General features: G+C 69.4%; 23 protein-coding genes. 10 read left to right on the forward strand and 13 right to left on the reverse strand.

Annotated features, from left to right (window positions below; all coding sequences use genetic code 11):
• The first annotated feature begins 179 nt into the window (after positions 1-179).
• The 3 genes from VN378_RS12575 to pgsA all read left to right on the forward strand — a co-directional run bounded on the left by VN378_RS12575 (position 180) and on the right by pgsA (position 2,323).
• Positions 180-698 (forward strand): cytochrome c family protein, encoded by a 519-nt coding sequence (locus VN378_RS12575; RefSeq protein WP_325743920.1) that lies wholly within the window; start codon positions 180-182, stop codon positions 696-698.
• Between the two features lie 94 nt (positions 699-792).
• Entirely contained in the window at positions 793-1,416 is a 624-nt protein-coding gene (locus VN378_RS12580; protein ID WP_325743921.1) for a carbonic anhydrase, read from the forward strand.
• Between the two features lie 271 nt (positions 1,417-1,687).
• Positions 1,688-2,323, forward strand: coding sequence for a CDP-diacylglycerol--glycerol-3-phosphate 3-phosphatidyltransferase (gene pgsA / locus VN378_RS12585; RefSeq protein WP_325743922.1), 636 nt, complete (start codon positions 1,688-1,690; stop codon positions 2,321-2,323).
• 174 nt (positions 2,324-2,497) lie between these two features.
• Here the strand turns inward: pgsA and VN378_RS12590 are convergent, their stop codons facing one another.
• Together VN378_RS12590 and VN378_RS12595 are read right to left on the reverse strand one after the other, a co-directional pair.
• Positions 2,498-4,573: a S46 family peptidase gene (locus VN378_RS12590; protein WP_325743923.1), complete on the reverse strand. Its 2,076-nt coding sequence runs from the start codon at positions 4,571-4,573 to the stop codon at positions 2,498-2,500.
• 193 nt (positions 4,574-4,766) lie between these two features.
• The gene (locus VN378_RS12595; RefSeq protein ID WP_325743924.1) at positions 4,767-6,836 is read right to left on the reverse strand and encodes a S46 family peptidase; all 2,070 of its coding nucleotides are present in this window, start codon (positions 6,834-6,836) and stop codon (positions 4,767-4,769) included.
• 192 nt (positions 6,837-7,028) lie between these two features.
• Here VN378_RS12595 and VN378_RS12600 point away from each other — a divergent pair, with 192 nt between their 5' ends.
• Genes VN378_RS12600 through VN378_RS12610 form a run of 3 tightly spaced genes read left to right on the forward strand, consistent with a single transcriptional unit; the run spans position 7,029 to position 9,990 of the window.
• Positions 7,029-8,201 carry an ABC transporter permease gene (locus VN378_RS12600; protein ID WP_325743925.1) on the forward strand — a complete coding sequence of 391 codons (1,173 nt, stop codon included), beginning with the start codon at positions 7,029-7,031 and terminating at the stop codon, positions 8,199-8,201.
• On the forward strand, positions 8,198-8,950 hold the full coding sequence (locus VN378_RS12605; RefSeq protein ID WP_325743926.1) for an ABC transporter ATP-binding protein: 753 nt from the start codon (positions 8,198-8,200) through the stop codon (positions 8,948-8,950). Before VN378_RS12600 ends, VN378_RS12605 begins: the two co-directional genes overlap by 4 nt.
• Positions 8,951-8,970: 20 nt before the next feature.
• A complete protein-coding gene (locus tag VN378_RS12610) occupies positions 8,971-9,990 on the forward strand; it encodes an HlyD family secretion protein (RefSeq protein ID WP_325743927.1) in 1,020 nt (339 codons plus the stop codon).
• On the opposite strand, the gene VN378_RS12615 is transcribed toward VN378_RS12610, so the two are convergent.
• Positions 9,987-10,856 (reverse strand): alpha/beta hydrolase, encoded by an 870-nt coding sequence (locus tag VN378_RS12615; protein ID WP_325743928.1) that lies wholly within the window; start codon positions 10,854-10,856, stop codon positions 9,987-9,989. The two genes, VN378_RS12610 and VN378_RS12615, sit on opposite strands and share 4 nt — an antisense overlap.
• A gap of 62 nt (positions 10,857-10,918) precedes the next feature.
• On the reverse strand, positions 10,919-11,800 hold the full coding sequence (locus VN378_RS12620; protein WP_325743929.1) for a LysR substrate-binding domain-containing protein: 882 nt from the start codon (positions 11,798-11,800) through the stop codon (positions 10,919-10,921).
• Positions 11,801-11,853: 53 nt separating this feature from the next.
• Here VN378_RS12620 and VN378_RS12625 point away from each other — a divergent pair, with 53 nt between their 5' ends.
• Complete coding sequence (locus VN378_RS12625; RefSeq protein ID WP_325743930.1) at positions 11,854-13,008, forward strand: MFS transporter; 1,155 nt, start codon at positions 11,854-11,856, stop codon at positions 13,006-13,008.
• On the opposite strand, the gene VN378_RS12630 is transcribed toward VN378_RS12625, so the two are convergent.
• The 3 genes from VN378_RS12630 to VN378_RS12640 all read right to left on the reverse strand — a co-directional run bounded on the left by VN378_RS12630 (position 12,995) and on the right by VN378_RS12640 (position 14,440).
• Positions 12,995-13,792, reverse strand: a complete 798-nt coding sequence (locus VN378_RS12630) for a crotonase/enoyl-CoA hydratase family protein (protein ID WP_325743931.1) — start codon at positions 13,790-13,792, stop codon at positions 12,995-12,997. The genes VN378_RS12625 and VN378_RS12630 overlap by 14 nt on opposite strands.
• A gap of 37 nt (positions 13,793-13,829) precedes the next feature.
• Positions 13,830-14,186, reverse strand: coding sequence for a hypothetical protein (locus VN378_RS12635; protein WP_325743932.1), 357 nt, complete (start codon positions 14,184-14,186; stop codon positions 13,830-13,832).
• A gap of 98 nt (positions 14,187-14,284) precedes the next feature.
• Entirely contained in the window at positions 14,285-14,440 is a 156-nt protein-coding gene (locus VN378_RS12640; RefSeq protein ID WP_200943601.1) for a hypothetical protein, read from the reverse strand.
• A 154-nt stretch (positions 14,441-14,594) separates the two neighbouring features.
• On the opposite strand from VN378_RS12640, the gene VN378_RS12645 reads away from it, so the two are divergent.
• Both VN378_RS12645 and VN378_RS12650 read left to right on the forward strand, forming a co-directional pair.
• Complete coding sequence (locus tag VN378_RS12645) at positions 14,595-14,825, forward strand: DUF1289 domain-containing protein (RefSeq protein ID WP_325743933.1); 231 nt, start codon at positions 14,595-14,597, stop codon at positions 14,823-14,825.
• A 104-nt stretch (positions 14,826-14,929) separates the two neighbouring features.
• On the forward strand, positions 14,930-15,445 hold the full coding sequence (locus VN378_RS12650) for a TIGR02281 family clan AA aspartic protease (protein WP_325743934.1): 516 nt from the start codon (positions 14,930-14,932) through the stop codon (positions 15,443-15,445).
• On the opposite strand, the gene VN378_RS12655 is transcribed toward VN378_RS12650, so the two are convergent.
• The gene (locus VN378_RS12655; protein ID WP_325743935.1) at positions 15,442-16,266 is read right to left on the reverse strand and encodes a sulfite exporter TauE/SafE family protein; all 825 of its coding nucleotides are present in this window, start codon (positions 16,264-16,266) and stop codon (positions 15,442-15,444) included. The two genes, VN378_RS12650 and VN378_RS12655, sit on opposite strands and share 4 nt — an antisense overlap.
• Positions 16,267-16,376: 110 nt before the next feature.
• On the opposite strand from VN378_RS12655, the gene VN378_RS12660 reads away from it, so the two are divergent.
• Positions 16,377-17,243, forward strand: coding sequence for a hypothetical protein (locus VN378_RS12660; protein ID WP_325743936.1), 867 nt, complete (start codon positions 16,377-16,379; stop codon positions 17,241-17,243).
• Positions 17,244-17,273: 30 nt separating this feature from the next.
• Here VN378_RS12660 and VN378_RS12665 read toward each other — a convergent pair whose 3' ends face one another.
• The 5 genes from VN378_RS12665 to VN378_RS12685 form a co-directional block, all read right to left on the reverse strand.
• Positions 17,274-17,483, reverse strand: a complete 210-nt coding sequence (locus VN378_RS12665; RefSeq protein ID WP_325743937.1) for a helix-turn-helix transcriptional regulator — start codon at positions 17,481-17,483, stop codon at positions 17,274-17,276.
• Positions 17,476-18,093 carry a hypothetical protein gene (locus VN378_RS12670; RefSeq protein WP_325743938.1) on the reverse strand — a complete coding sequence of 206 codons (618 nt, stop codon included), beginning with the start codon at positions 18,091-18,093 and terminating at the stop codon, positions 17,476-17,478. Before VN378_RS12670 ends, VN378_RS12665 begins: the two co-directional genes overlap by 8 nt.
• Positions 18,094-18,226: 133 nt before the next feature.
• Positions 18,227-18,745, reverse strand: a complete 519-nt coding sequence (locus VN378_RS12675; protein ID WP_325743939.1) for a methylated-DNA--[protein]-cysteine S-methyltransferase — start codon at positions 18,743-18,745, stop codon at positions 18,227-18,229.
• The gene (locus tag VN378_RS12680) at positions 18,742-19,530 is read right to left on the reverse strand and encodes an isocitrate lyase/phosphoenolpyruvate mutase family protein (protein ID WP_325743940.1); all 789 of its coding nucleotides are present in this window, start codon (positions 19,528-19,530) and stop codon (positions 18,742-18,744) included. The genes VN378_RS12675 and VN378_RS12680 overlap by 4 nt, the downstream gene beginning before the upstream one ends.
• A gap of 73 nt (positions 19,531-19,603) precedes the next feature.
• The coding region (locus VN378_RS12685; RefSeq protein WP_325743941.1) for a hypothetical protein at positions 19,604-20,360 on the reverse strand (757 nt) is incomplete at its 5' end.

Genomic DNA, 20,360 nt, shown 5'->3' on the forward strand with positions numbered 1-20,360 from the left:
GGGCCTCAGGCAATGATAACGCCCCGTCGGAAATAAAGTGACACGCCGCGATGAATATTTTCAAAGATAATCTAGCGCGGCTGATCAACAATCGGGAACGTTCGAGGGGGAGGTCTATTTACAAACAACACATCGCCAGGCGTGCTGCACCGGCGGAATTTTTGACTCCAGGAACGATTATGACCCGAGTTCTGCTTTTGATGGCGTCAGCCGCCCTGCTCACGTCATGCGGCGAACCGAACCCTGACGCTCCGGCGCCCTCGACCACTGCGCCCGCATCCTCGGCGCCGACCCCGATGGTCGAGGCCGCCGGGGCGATCCCGGACGCGCAGGCGCAGTTGACACTGGCCACCCTGTCCGCTCCGTACAACGCCGCCGATCTCGCCAATGGCAGGGCTACTTTCGCCCGCTGCCGGTCTTGCCACACGCTCGCGGAGGGCGGCGCGCGACTTACCGGACCCAATCTGTGGGGGCTGTTCGGGCGTCAGGTCGGATCCAAAGAGGGTTACAACTACTCACAGGCCGTACAGGACGCTGACTTTGTGTGGGACACGGAGAACCTTGATCACTGGTTGGACAACCCGCGGGAGTTCCTGCCCGGCAACAAGATGACCTTCGCCGGCGTTCACGACTCCGATGATCGACGTGACCTGATCGCCTATATCGCCACTCAGACCCGGACCGCGCCGGCGGCGTGAGGCCGGTCTGTTCCGAAGGCTTGTCGCCCGTGGCGGGAACAGAACCTTCGACCGCCCTCTCCCCCAACGGGAGCAGAGTGCCTATACCGACGCCATGTCAGACGAATCCCGCGACGCCCTGCTTTCCGGCTACCGCCGCTTTCGCGAAGGCCACTGGGCCGAGGCGAAGGCCGAGTACGAGGCGCTCGCCGCCGAGGGGCAGCGGCCCCATACCCTCGTCGTCGCCTGTTCCGACAGCCGCGCCGACCCGGCGCTGATCTTCGACGCCGCGCCGGGCCAGCTGTTCGTGGTCCGCAACGTCGCCAACCTGGTCCCGCCCTACGAGCCCGACGGCCATCTGCATGGCGTCTCGGCGGCGCTGGAGTTCGGGGTCAAGGTGCTGAACGTCTCGCGCATCATGGTCATGGGCCACGCTCTCTGCGGCGGCGTGAACGCCATGATCCACGGCGCGCCCGCGGACTGCCAGGACTTCGTCGCCCCCTGGGTGGCGCAGGGCGCGTCGGCCGTCCGCCGCGTCTGCGAGGAATGCCCGCCCGAAGATCTCATGCAGGCCGCCGAGGAGGCGGTGGTCCGCCTGTCGCTGGACAATCTGCGCACCTTCCCGTGGATCGCCGAACGCGAGGCGGCCGGGACCCTGGCGCTCAGCGGCGTCCATTTCGGCATCGCCGACGGGATTCTGCGCTCCCTGCGCGGCGCCCGGTTCGAAGTGCTGGACTAGGCGCCCGGCCGGCTGCGTCCAGATCTGACGCAGGCGCATGCTTTCCTGACCAACACCCCGCGGGGCCCGGTCTTTGACAATCGAACAGCACCGTATCCGGACTCTACGGACTCTACGGACTCTTCGGACGGTGTTTTTCAACCGGGCGCCTGGTGGACGCATCGCACGCTTCGCACCGTTTTTTGCCGACGCGACCCGGACCCGAACCGCCAACCATCTCGCTTCATGCAGCGAAGCGTGGCAGATCGCGTTGAGGTATCGGAGCGCCCTTATGACACCCAATCCCCACGCCAATCCCATTCCGAATATCCTGACCGGCCTGCGCCTGATCGCCGGGGTCATCATGTTCCTGATCCTGGCGGGGGCCGCGCCCCAGGGCATTCCGTTGCTGTCGGAATATCTCAGCCCCGACGACCAGTTCCGCTTCGGCCGCACCGCCTTCGTCATCTTCGTGGTCGCCGCCTCGACCGACTGGGTCGACGGCTTCCTCGCCCGGCGCTGGCACGCGACCACGCGCTGGGGCGCCATCCTCGATCCGATCGCCGACAAGGTGCTGATCACCGGCGCCATCCTCGGCGTCCTGGCCTGGGGCGCCCTGCCGCAGATCGCCATCCCCTGCGGCCTGATCCTGTTCCGCGAGTTCGCCGTCTCGGCCCTGCGCGAGACGGTGGCCGGCAAGGTCAAGCTGCCGGTCACCCTGCTGGCCAAGTGGAAGACCCTGCTGCAGATGGTGGCGCTGGGCGCCCTGCAGATCGCCCTGCTGTGGGACGGCTTCGGCCTGCCTCTGGAGTGGCAGCCTCACTTCCAGGTCTTCGCCTATCTGTTGATCTGGATCGCCGCCATCGTCACCGTCTGGACCGGCTGGCAGTATTTCGCCAAGGCCCAGCAAAAGATGAGCCAGCTGTAGGGGACACGCGAATGCCTCTCCCTCCCCCTTGGGGGAGGGTGGCTGAGCCGAAGGCGAAGCCGGGTGGGAGCGGCTCGGCGACGAGAGCGCCGGCCTGGTTGCGCTGCGCCGTCCCCACCCTGTCGTCGCTGCGCGCCGACGCCCCTCCCCCAAGGGGGAGGGAGAGGGATCAGCTCAGCGAACCCCCAGCTCCGCCACCAGCCGCTCCATCCCGTAGACATCCCGCAGCGCCGCCGTCACCGCGCCCGTGGTCACGATCACCGAGCGGTTGACGTTGCGGTCATAGCCATAGGCGTTGCGCTGGGTCAGGACGGTGGAATCGAAATTGGCTCCCACCATCTCGCCCGCCGCGGTCACCACGGGCGAGCCTGACGAGCCGCCGATGGTGTCCGACGACACCGCCATGTTCAGCACCGTGTCGCCGTCGATCCGGTCCTTCGCCGCCAGCAGCTTCGGCGCGACATCGAACGGCGCCGCCCCCGTCGCCCGATCCCACAGGCCGTTGAAGGTGGTGAAGGGACCGAACCTCTGGCCCGGGACGTCCGTGCCCTCGATCTTGCCGTAGGTCAGCCGCAACGTCCCCGTCGCGTCCGGATAGACGGCGTCTCCATAGGCGGCGAACCGCGCGGCGGCCAATTGCTCCGACGCGCGGTCGGTCGGGGCCTGCACCCGATTCTCCCAGTCCGAACGCGCGGCGCGGGTCTCGTCCTGGATCGACAGCAGGTACCGGATCATCGGATCGTCCGAGGCCTCGACGGCGGCCAGGCCGCCCTCCCACAGCGCGCGCCGCACGGCGGGATCGGCCAGCTTCGTACCGTTGACCAGCCGGGCCGACAGCCCCTCCGGCGACTCCTGGCCCAGCAGGCCGCGGACAACCGGGTTATCGACGGTCAGCCACTCCCGCGTCTTGGACAGCCACCACTCCATCCGGACCTGATCCAGCGCCGGATAGACAGGCCGCTCCGCGAACAGGCCGGACTGAACCCCGGCCAGTCGGCTGTCGGCGAACTCGGGCAGGCGTTCGGCCGAGGGCTTCTCCCGCTCCTGGGCGCCGCGCACGATCGTCCGCGCCCACAGGAACAGCTGCGACCCGCCGGCCACCGGCGTCGTGCCTGCGCCGGTTCCGCCCTCCAGCAGGGCGACCGTCGCATAGGTCTCGCGCATGATCGGCTGGACGGCGGCCAGTTCGGCCCAGGGGTCGGCGCCGCCGGTGTCGGACCGCGCGGCGTAGCGCGCCCGGAAGTCCGCCTCATTGGCCGCCCGCGTCGCCATGAAGCCCGGATCGACCAGGGCCCGCATCCGCCCCAGCCCCCGCTTGTAGGTGTTCTCCAGCCCCACGATCGGATCCATGGCGATGAAGGCGTTTTCCTCGCTCTCTTCCGAGAACCGGATCAGCCGCCCGCGCAGTTCCGAGGCGATCAACTGGTCCATAGGCAGGACCACGTCGCGGATGGTGAACAACTGGTCCTGGGTCAGCAGCCGCTGCGTCGCGCCCGGGCTGCCCGACACGAACACCGGCGTGCCCTCGACCGGCTTGTCGGCGTTCCACCTGAAGTGCGTCGGCGTCGCCGCCGGCGCGTCGTTCTCGTACAGCCGGATGAAGGCTGCATCGATGGCGAAGCGGGGGAAGCTGAAATTGTCCAGATCGCCGCCGAACGTCGCCGCCCGATCCTCGGGTGCGAAGGCCAGACGGACGTCGGAGTATTTCTTGTAGGTATAAAGCTTGAACTGCCCGCCCCGATAAAGGGTCACGACCTGACAGCGTTTGCCCTCATCACCGCCACAGGCTTCCTGCTCGATCCGGCCCGCCTCGGCGTCGCGCGCCCGGGTGAAGGCCTGACCTTCCAGCCCGGCGCCGGCGGCGTGCATCCGCTCGGTGACGTCGCTGATGTCGGTCAGGATCTCGGCCGTGCCGCCCGGGCATTTCAGCTCTTCCTCGCGGCTGCGCGGGGTGAAGCCGGTCTCGGCGTAGTTCACCGCCTGGGTCGACAGATTGGCCACGCAGGTGGCCACGCAGTGATTGTTGGTCATCACCAGACCCTCGCCCGAGACGATCCCCGCCGAGCATCCGCCGAACTTGACCGAGCTAAGTCGCACCCGGTCCAGGAAGGCCTGGTCGATATGGGTCCCCAGCGTCTGGTTGGCGCGGGCGATGGGGAAGTTGTCGAAGGTCCACATGCCTTCCTCGGCGCGCGCGGCGCCGGCGGCGAGGGTCAGAAGGGCGGCCGCGAGGGCGGGGGTGAGGCGCATGTCTTGTCTCCTCCCCATCGCCCGCGATGGGGAGGGGGACCACGAAGTGGTGGAGGGGCCGACGCCGCTGCGCCGGTTCCTCGGTTGGCTCAGAATTTCAGGCTAGCCCACGAAGCGGGGATGGGGAACCGGCCCCTCCACCACTTCGTGGTCCCCCTCCCCATTGGCTTCGCCAACAGGGAGGAGACACGAGTTACCGGACCCCCAGCTCTTCCAGCAGGTGCGGCTGCGGATAGATGTTCCGCAGCGCCTCGGTGATGGCCGCCGTCGACACCGTGACCGTCCGGTTCAGCGCGCCGTCATAGCCGAACGACCCGCCCAGCGAGTGGATGTTGCCGTCGAAGGCCGCGCCGATCACTTCGCCGTCGGCGTTGATCACCGGCGAGCCCGAGTTGCCGCCGATGATGTCGTTGGTCGAGGTGAAGTCGAACACCGTGTCCTTGTTCACCCGCGCCTCGTTGTCGATGAAGGCTTGGGCCGCGTTGAACGGCTCGGCGCCCGTGGCCCGCTCGTACAGACCGCCCATGTAGGTGAAGGGCGGCACGGTCACGCCGCGATAGGTCCAGCCCGCGACCTGGCCGTACGACAGCCGCAGCGAGAAGGTGGCGTCGGGATACAGATTGGAGCCGTAGACCGCGAACCGGGCCTGGGCGACCTTCTCGGCGGCACGGGCGGTCGGAGCGTTGATCTCGGCGGCCCAGCGGTCGCCGATGGCCTTGGCGGCGTCGTCATTGGCGATGACGAAGGCCAGCAGGGGGTCGGCCTCGGCCAGCTGCGCGGTGGTCATCGCCGCGGCCTGGGCGCGGAAAGCGGCGTCGCCCATCCGGGTGTTCGAGATCAGGCGATTGGCCAGACCTTCGGGGCTTTCGCGGCCCAGCATGGCCTTCACCTGCGGATTGTCGACGGTCAGATACTCCCGCGTCTTGGACAGCCAGTAGCGCAGGCGGATCTCTTCCATGTCGGTCGCGATCGGGGTTTCGGCGCCGACCATGGCCACCAGGCGCGCGCGCCGGGCGTCGGTCATGGTCGTGTCCTTCGACGCCCGCACGATCGCCCGGGCCATCTGGTACAGGGTCGAGCCGCCGCCGGCGGCCTGTTCCAGCTGGCGGTAGGGCAGGAAGAGATCGCGCGCCGTGGCCTGCACGCGCTCCAGCTCGCCCCACGGATCGCCGATCTTCTGCACCAGCGACGGGTCGGCCGCGACGCGGGCGCGCAACTCGGCTTCGGCCTCGCGCTTGGCCGCCATGAAGGCCGGATCGGTCAGCGCGCCCTGCTGGCCGTAGAAGACCTTGAAGCTGTTCTCGAGACCGAAGATCGGATCGAACGACAGCCGCTTGGCCTCGTCGCCGGTCAGCGAATATTCCAGCAGGCGGCCGCGCAGTTCCGAGTTCTGGATCAGGGTCACCGGCAGCTGCTGGTCGCGCAGCCGCTCCAGCTGGCTCATGGTCAGCAGGCGCGAGGTCGAGCCGGGATTGCCGGCCACGAAGGTCACGTCGCCTTCCTTGGGCGGGTTCGGATTCCACTTCAGGAAATTGGGCGTCGAGACCGGCTGGCCGTTCTCATAGGCGCGCAGGAAGCCGGCATCGAGCGCGTAGCGCGGGAAGTTGAAATTGTCGGGATCGCCGCCGAAGAAGGCGGCCTGGTTCTCTGGCGCGAACACCAGCCGCACGTCGTCATACTTGCGGAACTTGTACATGGCGTAGCGGCCGCCGCGGTAGAAGCTGATCACCTGACAGCTGAATTTCGGATCGCCGGCGCAGGCTTCGGTCTGGATCGTGTTGGTCTCGGCCGTGCGGGCCGCATTGAAGGCCGCGCCCTCAAGCCCGGCGCCGGCGCCCAGCACCCGGTCCGTCACGTCGATGATGTCGACCAGCACCTCGGCGGTCTGGCCCGGGCAGCGCTTCTCTTCCTCGCGGTTGGCGGTCAGGAAGCCGTTCTTCACATAGTCCTGCTCGGGGGATGACAGCTCCTGCGCGCAGCCGACGACGCAGTGCCAGTTGGTCAGGATCAGGCCCTCGTCCGAGACGAAGGAGGCCGAACAGCCCTGGATGCGGACGGCGGCGTTGCGGACACGGTCCAGCCAGGCCTGGTCGATGTGCGTGCCGTATTTGTCGTTCACCGTCTGGATCGGGAAATTGTCGAACGTCCACATGCCCTCGTCGGCGCGGGCCGGAGAAGGGGCGGCCATCACGGCCATGACGCCGGCGACCGCGGCGATCGAAGCGGTCGCCGAGATGGCGGCGCGAAGCGAACGAAGCTGCATTCTGCGAAATCTCCCAAGCCCGGCGTTGATCGCCGGCTGTTGCAGTTACCTAGACCCGATGAACGGATGCCGTCCATTGTCTCGCGGCAGTCTCACGAAAGCGTAACGCCGGTCGCCTTACCCCGATTTAACTTGGTTCCGCCCGCCAGCGTCGTCACATAGCGGCAACGTCTCGGGGACCAGTCCTTACCAATGTCGCTCGCACTATCCACGCTGCTGTACGAGTGGCGGCGCTATATGGCCGCCGTGCTGGCCCTGGCGCTGTCAGGTCTGCTTGTGCTGGCCATGACCGGCGTCTTCATCGGCATCGGCAAGGGCTTCACGGCCACGATCGAGCGCTCCAGCGCCGACATCATCATCATGCAGCCCGGCGCCAAGAGCCTGATGGGCGGCCCCTCGGGCGTGCCGCGCCGGTTCATTCCCCTGGCCTACCGCAATCCGCAGGTGATCGAGGTCCAGCCGCTGGACGGCGCCGGCGGCTCCTTCCAGTCGGTCAAAAACGTCGATCCGACCATGTCCCAGGCCGACCGGGCGCGTCAGGGCGCGCCGCGTCAGGAGTTCGTCCAGGCCAGCATCATCGACACGACGCCCGGTGCGGTGACCATCCCCACCGACTATTCCCAGGAACTGGTCGACGCCCTGCGCCAGCCCTACACCGTCGCCATCGACGAGACGGCGATCACCAAGCTCGGCGTCAAGCTGGGCGACAAGGCGCTGTACAATGGCCAGACGGTCACCGTGGTGGGGATCACCCGCGGCTATCCGAACATGATGCAGGCCAACATCGTGATGTCGCGCGACACCCTGCGCATGCTGGGCCAGGCCGACACCGGCCCGCGCGTCGGGCCCCTCATGGTCAAGCTGCGCGACCCGGCCCAGGCCGAGCGCGTCGCGCTTGCGCTGAACGAACAGGGCGACGGCCAGTGGAAGGCCTGGACCCGTCAGGAGCTGGCCGACGCCAACGCCGGGGCCATGTTCGAGGAAGGCATCCTCGTCATCATCATCGGCGGCTGCGTGGTGCTGGGCACCATCATCGGCGTGGCGATCACCTGGCAGACCCTGCGCGGCGCCATCATGGCCAATATCAAGGAATTCGCCTCGCTGCGGGCCCTGGGGGTCGGCATGGGGTCGCTGAACCGGATCGTCATGGAGCTCAGTTTCTGGGTCGGCCTCGTCGGCGTCGCCGCCGCCATCGGCCTGACCCTGCTGGTGCAGATGCTGGCCCTGGCCAACGCGGTGATCATCGCCCTGCCGCCGATCCTGCTGATCGTCGTCGGCGGCGGCCTGATCGTCATCGCCATGCTGTCGGGCCTGCTGTCCCTCGGCATTCTCAAGAACAGTCAGCCGGCGGATCTGCTGCGATGAGCAAGACCAGAACCCACGGCAAGCACGGCGACTTCGCGATCGAGGCCAAGGGCCTGGTGAAGCGTTTCAAGTCCGGCAAATCATTCATCGAGGTGCTGAAGGGCGTCGATTTCGACGCCCGCCACGGCGACCTGACCATGGTCATGGGACCCTCCGGTTCGGGCAAGTCGACCTTGATCGCGGCCCTGTCCGGCCTGTTGAGGCCCGAAGAGGGCCGGGTCGACACCCTCGATATCGACGATCTGTGGAAGCTGTCGTCTGGCCGGATCGACCGGTTCCGCCTCGACAACTGCGGCTTCATCTTCCAGGGCTTCAACCTGTTTCCCGCCCTGACGGCCCTGCAACAGGTCGAGGTGGTGCTGAAGTTCCAGGGCCTGTCCAAGGCGGACGCCAAACGCCAGGCGACCGCGACCCTTGAGGAGGTCGGTCTCGGCCCGCGCCTGCATCAGCGTCCTTCGGCCCTGTCAGGCGGCGAGAAACAGCGCGTCGCCATCGCCCGCTGCCTGGCCAAGAACCCCCAGATCCTGTTCGCCGACGAGCCGACCTCGGCCCTCGACGGCGAGAACGGCCAGATTGTCATCCGCCTGCTGCGCCGCGCCGCCACCGAACACGGCGCCGCCGTGATCTGCGTGACCCACGACCCGCGCCTCGAGGAATGGGCCGACCGCGTCATCAAGATCGAAGACGGCGTCATCATTGACGATCAACGCCGCATCCCCAATCCCGACGCCACGCTGGCCTCGCACTGACGACTCCAAGGACCATCGACATGCCCGCCTTCCTCAAGAACAAATGGCTCTGGATCGGCCTCGTGCTGATCGTCGCGCTCGTCGTCGGCTTCAACGTCCTGCAGGGCGCCGGCAAGGAGAAGAAGGCCGAGGAAGAGAAGGCCAACGCCCAGAAGAGGATCGAGAGCCCGTACGCGGCCATCGCCAATGGCAAGGTCGATATCGAGGGGGGGATCATCCAGATCGCCGCCCGCCGCGGCGGCGTCGTTCGCGAGGTCATGGTGCAGGAGGGCGACCGTGTCGTCGCCGGCCAGATCCTCGCCCGTCAGGAGGACGACGAACCCCGTCTGGCCCTGCAGAGCGCCAACGCCGACGTCGCCCAGGCCGAAAGCCAGCTGCGTCTGATCCAGGTCGACATCCGCACGGCGCAGCGTGAATACGACCGCCTCGCCCAGCTGGTCGCCACAAACTTCGTCGCCGCCCAGCGCATGGATCAGGCCCGCGACGCCATCGCCCAGGCCCAGGCCCGGCTCGCCTCACAGCAGGCGGCGGTCCAGACCGCCCGCGCCCGCCGCGACCAGGCCGCCTACGATGTCGAGCTGACCGTGATCCGCGCGCCCCAGTCAGGCCGTATCGTGCGCCGCTACGCCAACCCCGGCGCCGGCGCCTCGACCCTGAACGTCTCCAACATGTTCGACCTCGAGCCCGACGCGCCGCGCATCGCCCGCGCCGAGATCGTCGAAAGCGACATCCCCAACATCACCCCCGGACAGGCCGTCGAGATCACGCCCGAGGGCGATCCGTCCAAGGTCTATGTCGGGGCGGTCCTGCGCCGCGCCGCTGTCTTCGGAGCCCGCAAGCTGGCTTCGGACGATCCCTCGCAGCGCTCTGACGAACGCGTGGTCGAGGTGGTGGTCACTGCTGGCGACGCGCCGCTGCTGATCGGCCAGAGGGTGCTGGTCAAGTTCATGAAGCCGGGCCAGACCGCGGGCGCCCCGCGCGCCGTCGCGGCCGGCGTCCCCGCCGCCCGCGCCATGCGCGCCCCGGCCAAGGCGGGCTAGTCGCCGCTTGAGTGAACCCGGCCGAGGAAGTCCCGTATCAGCGGGGCGGCCTCGTCCAGGTGGGTTTCCAGCAGCCAGTGCCCGGCGTCCTCGAACAGGTGCAGTTCGGCGTCGGGCAGGTCACGCAGCCAGGCCCGCGCCGCGCCCGCTGGCATGTAGCCGTCCCTCGGCCCCCAGACGATCAGCGTCGGCGGCCGGTGGTCGCGCAGATAGGCCTGATAGCGGGTGAACCATGTCCGGTTTTCCCTCAGGCCGGCGATGACATGAAGGTGGATCGCCTTGCGCCGGGCGTCGGTCAGGGACCAGTGCAGCGTCCACAGATCCGGCGGAACCCGGTCGACGACGGCGTCGCTGCCGTTCAGGAACTCGCGACGATAACCTTCCAGGCTGATCGCCTTTCCCAGTTCCGCCTTCCGCTCCGGCGTGGGGTCGTTCCAGAAGGCCTTGAGCGGCTCATAGTCCGGCCCCAGCTGATCCTCGTAGATGTCGCCGTTCTGGACGATCAGGGCGGCGATGCGACCGGGTGCGTTCATCGCCAGCCGCAGGCCGATCTGCGAGCCGAAGTCATGGAGATAGAGCGCGAACCTTTCGACGCCCAGCTGTCCCAGAAACGCTTCCAGAAAGGCTGCGAACCCGTCGAAGTCATAGGCGAAGCCATCCGGCGTGGCGCTGTAGCCGCATCCCGGAAAGTCCGGAGCCAGCAGCCGCCACCGGTCGCCGAGTCGGGTCATCAGGTTGCGGAACTCGTAGGACGAGCAGGGATAGCCGTGCGGCAGAAGAACGGCCGGAGCGTCCGGAGGACCGACCTCCCGGTAGAAGATATCAACGCCGCCGACATCGACGCGGCGGTGGGATACGACAGCCATCAGGACCTCCGGGCGCCGGGACTTTCTCCGCAACGCCCCGGCCCGGCCGGGGGTTTCGGAGGTCAGGCGCCGACCGGCGGGTTCGCTCCGGCCTGTTCGCGCAGCCAGCGGATCAGGACGCGCTCGCCCCGGTTCGCGGCGCCGTTCATGCGGATCGCCGCCAGCGCGCCACCATCGGGGACGAAACCGAATGGCGCGGTCAGCCTTCTTGCCTTCACGTCATCGGCGACGATGGTCCACGGCAGGACGGCCACGCCCAGACCGGCGGCGGCGGCGTCCAGCACCATGTGCAGATGGGTCAGAGTCCGGGCGGGACCGGACGGGGTCGCTCGTCCGCTGGCGGTGGACCATTCCGCCCAGGCCTCGGCCCGGGTGGCCGCAGTCAGGCGCGGCGCAGTCGCCACGGCCTCCGGAGCCAACCCGGGGGCATGCACCAGTCCGACGAGGTTCTTCACCAGTACGTCGACCGACGGGTCGTCCAGGGCGGCCGCGTCGAGGTAGCGCAGCAACACGTCCGCACCGCGCTTGCGCGAGGCGTGGGGCGGCAGTTCGCTGAGGTCCAGCACGACCTCCTCATGCCGCCGTTCGAAATCCGCCAATCGGGGGATCAGCCATTTCACCGCGAGGCTGGGATGGACGGCCAGCCGCACGTCCTGATGTCCGCGCACGGCGTGAACCGCCGCGTCCAGCGCATCGAATCCCGGGCTCAGTCCTGCCAGCAGGGCGTGGCCCCTGGCGGTCAACCGCAACCGGTGGCGGGGTCCTTCGAACAAGCGCACCCCGAGGGAGATCTCGAGCATCTTCACCTGCCGGCTCACCGCGCTGTGCGTGACGCAGAGCTCCGCCGCGGCGAGGGTGGCGCCGCCCGTTCGCCCCATGGCCTCGAACGCCCGCAGTCCGTTCAGGGACGGCAGCGGTCTTCGAGGTGTGAGTTTTTCGAACATGCCGTGCTCGATATGTCGCTTTCCGGCGGGCGGCAAGCCGGGCATCGGGCGCCATGGTCCCACGCACCCTCGCCATCGTCGCGGCCCTCGGTCTCGGCCAGGTCGTCGCCTTCGCTTCCAGCTACTATCTGCTCGGAGTCCTCGCCGACCCGATGGCGCAGGACCTCGGCCTGAACCCCTCCGCCCCGTTCGCGGCCCTGTCGGCCGCCTTCCTGTTGTCCGCGGTCCTGACGCCCTGGGCCGGGCGGCTGATCGAACGGCGCGGCGGACGGGTCTTGCTCGCCGCGTCCCATGTCGCCTTCGCGGCGGCGCTGCTGATGATGGGATCGGCTCCCGCGCCCTGGCTTCTGCTGACAGGGATCGCGGCGCTCGGCGTCGGCATGGCGATCGGCCTGTATGGCACGGCCTTCTCAGTGCTCGTCGAGCTGCGCGGCGCCGCCGCCCGCAGATCCATTACGGCCGTCTCGCTGATCGGCGCCCTGGGCGGCGGGGTTGGCTGGCCGCTCAGCCGTCTTGCGACCCAAGCCTGGGACTGGCGCGCCGCCTGTCTGATGTGGGCGCTCGCCCATCTGGCCGTCTGCCTGCCCCTCGTTCTGGCCGTTCTGCCGAAGCGACCGCGCCCGGAGGAGGGTCACGCCTCCGTCCCGGTCGCGCCCGTCCGATGGGACCGGCGGATGGCGCAGATGGCGGGCGTCTTCGCCTGTGCATGGTTCGTCTCCACCGCCATGGGCGCGCATCTTCCCCGGCTGCTCGCCGATCTCGGCATGGACCTCGACCGGGCCGCCTGGGCCGCCGGCCTGATGGCGGCCAGCGCCATCGGCGCCCGCCTGTTCGATCTGGTCGTCCTGCACCGCTCGCATCCGGTGGCGACGGCCCGGCTGGCGACCCTGTTGCATCCCCTGGGCGCCGCCTTGGCGGCAGTCGGAGGGCCGCGCCTCGCGGCCGCTGTCGCGGTCGGGCAGGGGGCCGGCAACGGCTTGCTGTCCGTGGCCTCGGGCGTTCTGCCGCTGCATGTCTTCGGCCCCGACCGCTACGCCGTGCGGCAGGCCATGATCCTGACCCCGGCCCGCTATCTGCAGGCGGCCGCGCCCGCCGCCTACGCCCTCGCGCTCGATGTCTCGCCGGGGTTCGCCCTCGCGGCGTCCAGCGCCGTTTGTCTGCTGATGTTCGCCCTGACCTTCGGCCTGCGCCCCATCAGCGGCCGGTGAAGTTCGCGGGGCGTTTCTCCAGCGCCGCCGTCACGCCTTCCAGATGGTCGTCGCTGAGGTGGGCCAGCGCCTGCATCGAGGCGGTCATCTCCAGGATCTGGTCGAAGGTCGCGTCCCGGCCCTGACGCAGCAGGGCCTTGGTCATGCGCAGGGCCCGGGGCGCACGGGTCGCCACGTCCTCTGCGATCGCCATCGCCTCGTCCATCAGCCGCTCAGGCGCGACCACCCGGCTGATCAGCCCCCATTCCATCGCCGTCCGCGCGTCGAGCGTCCGGGCGGTGAACAGCATCTCGGCCGCCCGCGCATAGCCGATGTTGCGCGGCATCAGCCACGCTCCGCCGTCGCCCGGCAGTATGCCCAGTTTCAGGAAGGGCACGCCGAAGCTGGCCGTTTCGGAGGCGATGCGGATGTCGGCCAGTCCGGCGATGTCGCAGCCCAGCCCCATGGCCGGCCCGTTCACCGCCGCCACCAGCGGAACCTCCAGCCCGTACAGCGAGCGTACGATCCGGTGCACCACGCGGCGATAGCGCTCGCGGATGTCGGCGCCGGCGCCCGCGAACATGTCGCGCCGGTCCTTCATCGCCTTCAGATCGCCGCCTGCGGAAAAGGCGCGCCCCGCCCCGGTCAGGACCACGCAACGCACATCCAGGTCCGCATTCACCCCCTCGCAGGCCACGGCGAAGGCCTCGCCGTCCTCCAGGTCCGGCAGGGCGTTCAGCCGGTCGGCCCGGTCCAGCGTCCAGATTTCAACATGCGCGCGGCGTTCTCGGCGGATCAGGGTCATGGTTCCGCTGTGCCGCAAGCGCGACGCCGCCGCAATGTCAGGATCCCGGGGCCTTGCGCGCCAGCGAGGACCAGGCCCGGGTCAGCGGAACGTCCGGATGATCCCGGGCCGCGGCCTCGGCCGCCCGGGTCGCCAGGCTGACGTACCGCCGCACGACCGTCGTTCCGGGCGACAGGATATCATCCTCGTCGAGGAAACAGGACTTCTCGGCCGCCACGGCCCGCCCCGGTTCCGCCAGGATCACGACGAGCGTTCGCCGGCCCGGGTCCGAGGCGATGAAGTCGATCCCGTGGTCCGGCGACCAGCCGCCCCGCCGCGGCCGCACGGCCGTCGTCGCGATCAGCGTCGCCTCAAGCTTCAGCATATGCCCGACCCTCCCGAAAGAGACTGGCATGGATTTCATCCGGGTGCGAACAACCTGGGCGTCACAGGACAATTGAAAAGGCCCCGGACCTTTCGGACCGGGGCCTTTCAGGGATCGAGCCCGGCGCCCTAGCGGCGCTTCTCGATCTTGATGGGCACGAAGTTCGACGGGTGGCTGACAACGCGGTCGCCCGCCCCGTTGTTGTTCTTCGTGTTGACCAGCATCCCGCCCCAGAGGGCGAATGACATCATGGCGTGCTGGAGGTTGCGGTCTCTGTCGTTCATCCTGGCGTCTCCTTTCGATGGAACGATGAAAAGAGACGCGTCGTGCTTTTCGGGAATCTCACCGTCATAGTCGTTTCGCGTCATGGTCAAGGTAGTTCAGGTCGACGAAAAACGCAATAGTTTTTACTCCGCTACCGGACCATATTTCTTATTCATGTCATCCACTGTCGCCCAAACTCCACAGACCCCGCCGGCCGCCGCCGTCACGCCCTGCGTCAAGCTGTGCGTCGTCGACGGTGCGTCCGGCCTGTGTCTGGGCTGTTTTCGCACCCTGTCCGAAATCGGCGGCTGGAGCGGACTGACCCCCGACCAGCGCGCCGCCATCATGGCGGAATTGCCCGGCCGGCGAGGCCGGGTCGATCCCGCTCTTCTGGGCCCCGCCTGACGCCGCGGCGTTAAGCCGGCGCAAACCATCCCCCTTCACCGCATCCAAACGGGAGCGTGCGATACCGGAGCCGTCGCAGAAGCGGCGCTTCAGGACGAGTTCGTATGCGTTTCGACCTTTCCTCTCTCGGCATCATGGCAGCCGCGGTCGCCTCGGCCCTGACCACCGTCTGGTGGATGGATCAGGCCGGTCTGCGCGGTCAGGCCCAGGCGGCGACCTACCCCGCCGTCCATGCGGTCATGCCCGCCCACGGCGCTCCGGCCCGGGTGCTGAAGGGCCTCGACGGCCACTACTGGGCCGACGCCCTGATCGAGGGCCGCGCTGTCCGCGTCATGGTCGACACCGGCTCGAGCGTGGTCGCCCTGACCCGCAACGACGCCGCCCGTCTGGGCCTGAAGCTCACCTCCGACGACTTCTCGGGCACGATCGTCACCGCCTCCGGCCCGGTCCGCGCCGCCCCGGTCGAGCTTCAGACCGTCGCCGTCGCCGGCGCCCGCGTCGAGCGCGTCGAGGCCATGGTGGTGGAGCGCGGCCTGCCGCATTCCCTGCTCGGCATGAGCTATCTGGGCCGCCTCTCGGCCTTCACCGCCACGCCCGCCAGCCTGACGCTGCGGCCCTAGAGCGCCTTCGCCACGACCGACAGCGCCGTAGCCAGCAGATAGACCGCGAACGCCTTGCGCAGCACCCGCCGGTCCAGCGAATGCGCCAGCTTCGCGCCCCACGGGGCCACCGCCGTGGTCAGCACCGCCATCACGATGGCCCCGGGAACGTTGATATAGCCCAGCGAGAACGGCGGCCGGCCGGCGGCGTCCCAGCCGAACACGACGAACCCCAGCGACGCCGCCGCCCCGATAGCCACGCCGAACCCGGACGCCGTCGCCACGGCCTGGTGGATGGGCCGTCCGCACAGGGTCATCATCATCCCGCCGAAACTGCCGCCGCCGATCCCCATCATCGCCGACAGTCCGCCGATCAGGCTGCCCAGTCCGCGCCGCGCCCAGCCGGTCGGCAGACCGGACCCCAGGGTGAACCGCTCGGGCATCAGTCCCAGCTGCGCTGCGATCAGGGCGAGGCAGACGCCATAGACGATGGCCAGCCCTTCCATGGAGGTGACCCCCGCGACCGCCGCGCCGATCAGGGCCCCGAACCCCACCCAGGGCGTCCAGGTCTTCAATACCGCTTCGTCCACCGCCCCATGCGACCGGTGCGCCCTGAGCGATCGCCAGCTGGTCGCCACGATGGTCAGCAGCGAGGTCCCGATCGCCGTATGCAGATTGCCCTCGCCCCCGACGCCCAGCACCTCGAAGGCGTAGAAGACCGCCGGCACGATCACCGTGCCCCCGCCTACTCCGAACAGTCCGGCCACGATCCCGCCCGCCAGTCCGGCGGCGACGAGGGCGGCCAGCAGCAGGAGGAGCTCCGGGAGGGGAAGGGCGGTCATGAGCAGGGGTCTAGCCTGACTCGCGGACGGGAGCGCATCGGACCGCAACCTTCCTCGCCGAATCCCGTTCTTTCCGCACAGGGACACCCCCCGCCCGGAAAGACACCCCCATGACCTCCATCAAGCTTCTCGCGGCCTCGGTCGCCGCCCTCACCTTGGCCGCAGGCGCGGCCTCCGCCCAGACGCCTTACGGCCAGACGCCATACGGCCAACAGACCCAGTCCGACCCCATCAGCGCCATCCTCGGCGCCCTGTTCGGCGACCGGCTGGGCGTCTCCTCCACCCTGGACAGCGAGTGGTCGCGCGGACGCCGGCCGCTCAACACCAACCGCACCCAGTTCGAGAGTCGTCTGAACGCGGATGTCCGCTCGGGCGCCATCTCCTCCTCGGCCGCCGCCAGCCTCAGCGCCGAATACGGCGATCTGGTCGCCCTTGAGGCGCGTTATACCGCCGACGGCCGCGTCACGACCCGGGAGCGGTCCGACCTGGCCGAACGCTATCGCGCCTTCGCCACCCGCTATCAGGCTGGCGGTCAGGGCGGCTATGACGACGACTACGATGGCTGGCGCCCGCTGGCCGAGAGCCGCGCCGCGTTCGACGCCCGGGTGAACGCCGGGGTCCGCAACCGCACCCTGACACGCGCCCAGGCCAACCGCCTGACGACCGACTTCAACGCCCTGGTGCAGCTGGAGACCGGTTATCAGCGCAACGGCATCGATTCCCGCGAGCGGCAGGATCTGGAAGCCCGCTGGGCCGATCTGAACCGCCGCGTCGGCGACGGCTATGACGACGGCTATGACTCCGGCGACAACTACGGCTCCGACCCGCGCGGGGCGCAGATCGAGGCCCGGATCGCCGCCGGCCTGCGCAGCGGCGAGATCAGCCGCACCGAGGCCGCCAGTCTGCGCCTCGAACTGCGCGATCTGACCCGCCGCTGGGCCGAGCTGGAAGCCCGCGTCGAACAGGCGCGCCGCTAACCGGCGGGAGGGGCGCCGGGACCGGCGCCCCTATTCCGTGAGCCAGAACAGGTCCTCGACGGTCGTGCCGAGCGCCCGTGCGAGGCTCAGCGCCAGCAGGGTGGAGGGGACGAACACGCCGTTCTCCACGGTGTTCACGGTCTTGCGCGACACGCCGGCCCGTTCCGCCAGGTCCGCCTGGGTCAGGCCGGCGGCGGTTCGCACCTCCTTCAGACGCGAGGCGAGGCGCGGATCACCCACCCTGACCGGCCTCGCGGTCCAGCCATGCGAAGCGGACGCCGGCCGTCGCCCCGGCCGCGGCGACGGCCGCCATCAGGGCGATGGCGCCGAACTCGGGACGCAACAGAAACAGGGCCAGCGCCGCGGTGGCTCCGGCCATCAGCACCATGAAGGCCGCCGCCATGGCGCGCGCGCGGATCACCACCGTCAGTTCATCCTCAAGAAAGCGCCGGTTTTGCCGCGAGTATCCGTCCCAGCCCATGGCGACGGCGGCTGTCACCCAGCCGTAGAGAACGGGCAGCAGGATCGACAGATAGTCGCGCAGCCTGCCTTCGCCCGCCACGACGTTGCGGACAGGCTCAATGGCCACGAAAAGAAAGATCAGCGCCACCAGCGGGAGCAGGAGCAACTGGCGCGAGCGCCAGGTCTGCAGCCGCTCGCGTTTATTCTGCGGGGCCTCTGTTATCCACCGCAGATCTCCGGGCCGGCTCAGCCAGGCCAGCCAGGCGCCGACCAGCACGCAACTGGCTCCCACCCCGGCCAGCACGCCCCAGCCGGTCGCGGCGTCGCCGCTACGCGCCTGTCCGATCGCGAAGCCGACAGCCGTCGCCACCACGCCCAGGACGGCCAATGCGATCGCCGACCGGAATTTCCGGCTCCGCTTCCGCGCTGCCTGCGCCAGTTCCCGCTCGTCCATTGTCGACGCCCCGTTGCGTTGTCACCTTGAGGTTACAAATCACCTATGGGTTACATGGAGTCAAGCGTCAGATCAGCAGCGCCCCCTCATGCCTCAGCAGCCAGCCCTTGCGTTCCAGCCCGCCGCCGAAGCCGGTCAGCGAACCGTCCGCGCCCACCACGCGATGGCAGGCGAGAATCAGCGGGATCGGGTTGCGGTTCAGGGCCACGCCCGCCGCCTGGGCCGCGCCGGGTTCGCCCGCGCGCTTCGCCATCTCGCCATAGCTGATGGTCACGCCCGCCGGCGCCTCGGCCAGCGCCTTCCACACGCGCAATTGGAAGCCCGTGGTGGCCGCGCCCTCCAGCGACCACGGCACGCGGTTCAGGGCTTCACGGTCGCCGTCGAAATAGGCGGCCAGCTGGCGCGCCACGGCAGCCGGGGTCTCGCCGTCCGACAGGGTCGCCTTTGGATATTCGCGCCGCATCGCCTTGATCAGACCGTCGCCGAACGAGACGCCGCGCACCACGCCGGCCTCGTCGCAGGCGAGCGCCAGGGGCCCGACCGGACTCTCGACCCACGACAGGATCAGGCGATCCGGCGGGCTCATCCGGCGTCCGGCATCAGGGCGTTGACCTCCGCCCAGCCCAGCGCGCCTTCGCCCAACGGCTCCGACCGTCCGTCGGCGAGGAACCCCGCGGTCAGCGCCGCCGCCCGGCCCCAGGTCGCGCCACAGATGCCCGACCCGGCGCTCAGCCGTCGCACGCCCAACCCCTCCAGCGTCTTCGCATCCGGCAGGCCCGGGAAGGCCAGCAGGTTCAGCGGCAAGGACGTCGCCTTCACCATGTCCGCGATGTCAGCCGTGTCCGTCAGCCCCGGGGTGAACAGCCCGTCCGCTCCGGCCGCCGCATAGAGGGTTCCACGTCGGGCCGCCTCGGCTACGCGCGTCCCGGTCTCGCCGACGCCCCGCAGCCACACGTCGCAGCGGGCGTTGATGAACAGGTCCGGCCCGACCGCCGCGCGGATCGCCGCGATCTTCGAGGCCAGCAACGCCGGCGTCCCGCCGCCGTCCTCGATGTTGATTCCCGCCGCCCCGGCCTCGACCAGCCGTTTCGCCTGGGCGGCGACGGCGGCCGGATCGTCGGAATAGCCGCCCTCGAAGTCGATCGACACCGGCAACCCCTGGGCCGCGCGCATCACGTCGACGCACACCTGCACCACCCGATCGACCGGCAGGGCGTCCCCATCCGGCCAGCCCAGGGCCCAGGCCACGCCGGCGCTGGTCGTGGCGATCGCCCTGGCCCCCTTCGCCCGCATCAAGGCTGCGGAACCTCCGTCCCAGGCGTTGGGCAGGATCAGCAGGCCGGAACGATGCAGGTCGCGGAAGGCGGTCATGGCGGACTCCGTGGAAGTTGGCGAACCTCGCCACGATCCGGCGGGGCTGTCCGGCGGTTTTCGGACGCAAACACTAGGGAGCGGGGTCCCCGACGGCGTAGGCGGCGTTCTGGATCATCTGATAGGTCGGCGTGCCGTTGATGCAGGCGCCGCCCACACGCCGTGGCGGTCCGCCGGCCTCGGCCATGTCGGCGATGATGGCCGAACTGTCCTGCGGGCACAGGCGGCGGCGCGAGCCGTTGATGCGCCGGTTCAGCGGCAGGTCATGCGGCCACCAGTCGGGATCCCAGGCGCGGCAGGGATCGCTCCACGCCGCCTCCATCTCGGCCGCCTTCCGGGCCGACAGGCGGCCCTCCTTCGGGGGCCAGTTGATCTCCTCGGTGGTCCGGCCGGCGCGCTGCTCGGCCACCCAGGCGTTGAGCGCCTCGGTGGTCCAGCTGCCGTCATAGTTCGGCGGCATCGGCGGGGGCGGCGACGGGCCCTCGTTGACGCTGTGCCGCCAGAACCACCAGCTCCCGTCCGCCTCGCGCCACACCACAGAGCGGTGATCCGAACTGTACCCCCCGCCCGGCGGCATCCGGGCACGGATCACCACCGGGGCGTCCTCCGGCGGCCGCCGCGCCGCCCAGTCGGGAATGCGCACCACGTCCAGCATGTCCGATGTCCGTGGAGGGCTCGCCGCCATGGCGCGGGCCTGCTCGCGCGCCAGCGTCCGGAAATCGACGTCGCGCACCGCCGCGCACTGGGCCTGGGGCGGTCGGGCGGCCGCCGCCGCCGGGGTCTGCGCCCCCGCTCCCCCCGCCGTCGCCGCCTGCAGCAGACCCAACGCC

The organism is Brevundimonas sp. (assembly GCF_035561115.1).
Classification (GTDB): Bacteria; Pseudomonadota; Alphaproteobacteria; order Caulobacterales; family Caulobacteraceae; genus Brevundimonas.

Coding starts and splice junctions, on each gene's coding strand:
- VN378_RS12575 (WP_325743920.1), top strand. CDS start 180: ATGACCCGAGTTCTGCTTTTGATGGCGTCAGCCGCCCTGCTCACGTCA.
- VN378_RS12580 (WP_325743921.1), top strand. CDS start 793: ATGTCAGACGAATCCCGCGACGCCCTGCTTTCCGGCTACCGCCGCTTT.
- pgsA (WP_325743922.1), top strand. CDS start 1,688: ATGACACCCAATCCCCACGCCAATCCCATTCCGAATATCCTGACCGGC.
- VN378_RS12590 (WP_325743923.1), bottom strand. CDS start 4,573: ATGCGCCTCACCCCCGCCCTCGCGGCCGCCCTTCTGACCCTCGCCGCC.
- VN378_RS12595 (WP_325743924.1), bottom strand. CDS start 6,836: ATGCAGCTTCGTTCGCTTCGCGCCGCCATCTCGGCGACCGCTTCGATC.
- VN378_RS12600 (WP_325743925.1), top strand. CDS start 7,029: ATGTCGCTCGCACTATCCACGCTGCTGTACGAGTGGCGGCGCTATATG.
- VN378_RS12605 (WP_325743926.1), top strand. CDS start 8,198: ATGAGCAAGACCAGAACCCACGGCAAGCACGGCGACTTCGCGATCGAG.
- VN378_RS12610 (WP_325743927.1), top strand. CDS start 8,971: ATGCCCGCCTTCCTCAAGAACAAATGGCTCTGGATCGGCCTCGTGCTG.
- VN378_RS12615 (WP_325743928.1), bottom strand. CDS start 10,856: ATGGCTGTCGTATCCCACCGCCGCGTCGATGTCGGCGGCGTTGATATC.
- VN378_RS12620 (WP_325743929.1), bottom strand. CDS start 11,800: ATGTTCGAAAAACTCACACCTCGAAGACCGCTGCCGTCCCTGAACGGA.
- VN378_RS12625 (WP_325743930.1), top strand. CDS start 11,854: ATGGTCCCACGCACCCTCGCCATCGTCGCGGCCCTCGGTCTCGGCCAG.
- VN378_RS12630 (WP_325743931.1), bottom strand. CDS start 13,792: ATGACCCTGATCCGCCGAGAACGCCGCGCGCATGTTGAAATCTGGACG.
- VN378_RS12635 (WP_325743932.1), bottom strand. CDS start 14,186: ATGCCAGTCTCTTTCGGGAGGGTCGGGCATATGCTGAAGCTTGAGGCG.
- VN378_RS12640 (WP_200943601.1), bottom strand. CDS start 14,440: ATGAACGACAGAGACCGCAACCTCCAGCACGCCATGATGTCATTCGCC.
- VN378_RS12645 (WP_325743933.1), top strand. CDS start 14,595: ATGTCATCCACTGTCGCCCAAACTCCACAGACCCCGCCGGCCGCCGCC.
- VN378_RS12650 (WP_325743934.1), top strand. CDS start 14,930: ATGCGTTTCGACCTTTCCTCTCTCGGCATCATGGCAGCCGCGGTCGCC.
- VN378_RS12655 (WP_325743935.1), bottom strand. CDS start 16,266: ATGACCGCCCTTCCCCTCCCGGAGCTCCTCCTGCTGCTGGCCGCCCTC.
- VN378_RS12660 (WP_325743936.1), top strand. CDS start 16,377: ATGACCTCCATCAAGCTTCTCGCGGCCTCGGTCGCCGCCCTCACCTTG.
- VN378_RS12675 (WP_325743939.1), bottom strand. CDS start 18,745: ATGAGCCCGCCGGATCGCCTGATCCTGTCGTGGGTCGAGAGTCCGGTC.
- VN378_RS12680 (WP_325743940.1), bottom strand. CDS start 19,530: ATGACCGCCTTCCGCGACCTGCATCGTTCCGGCCTGCTGATCCTGCCC.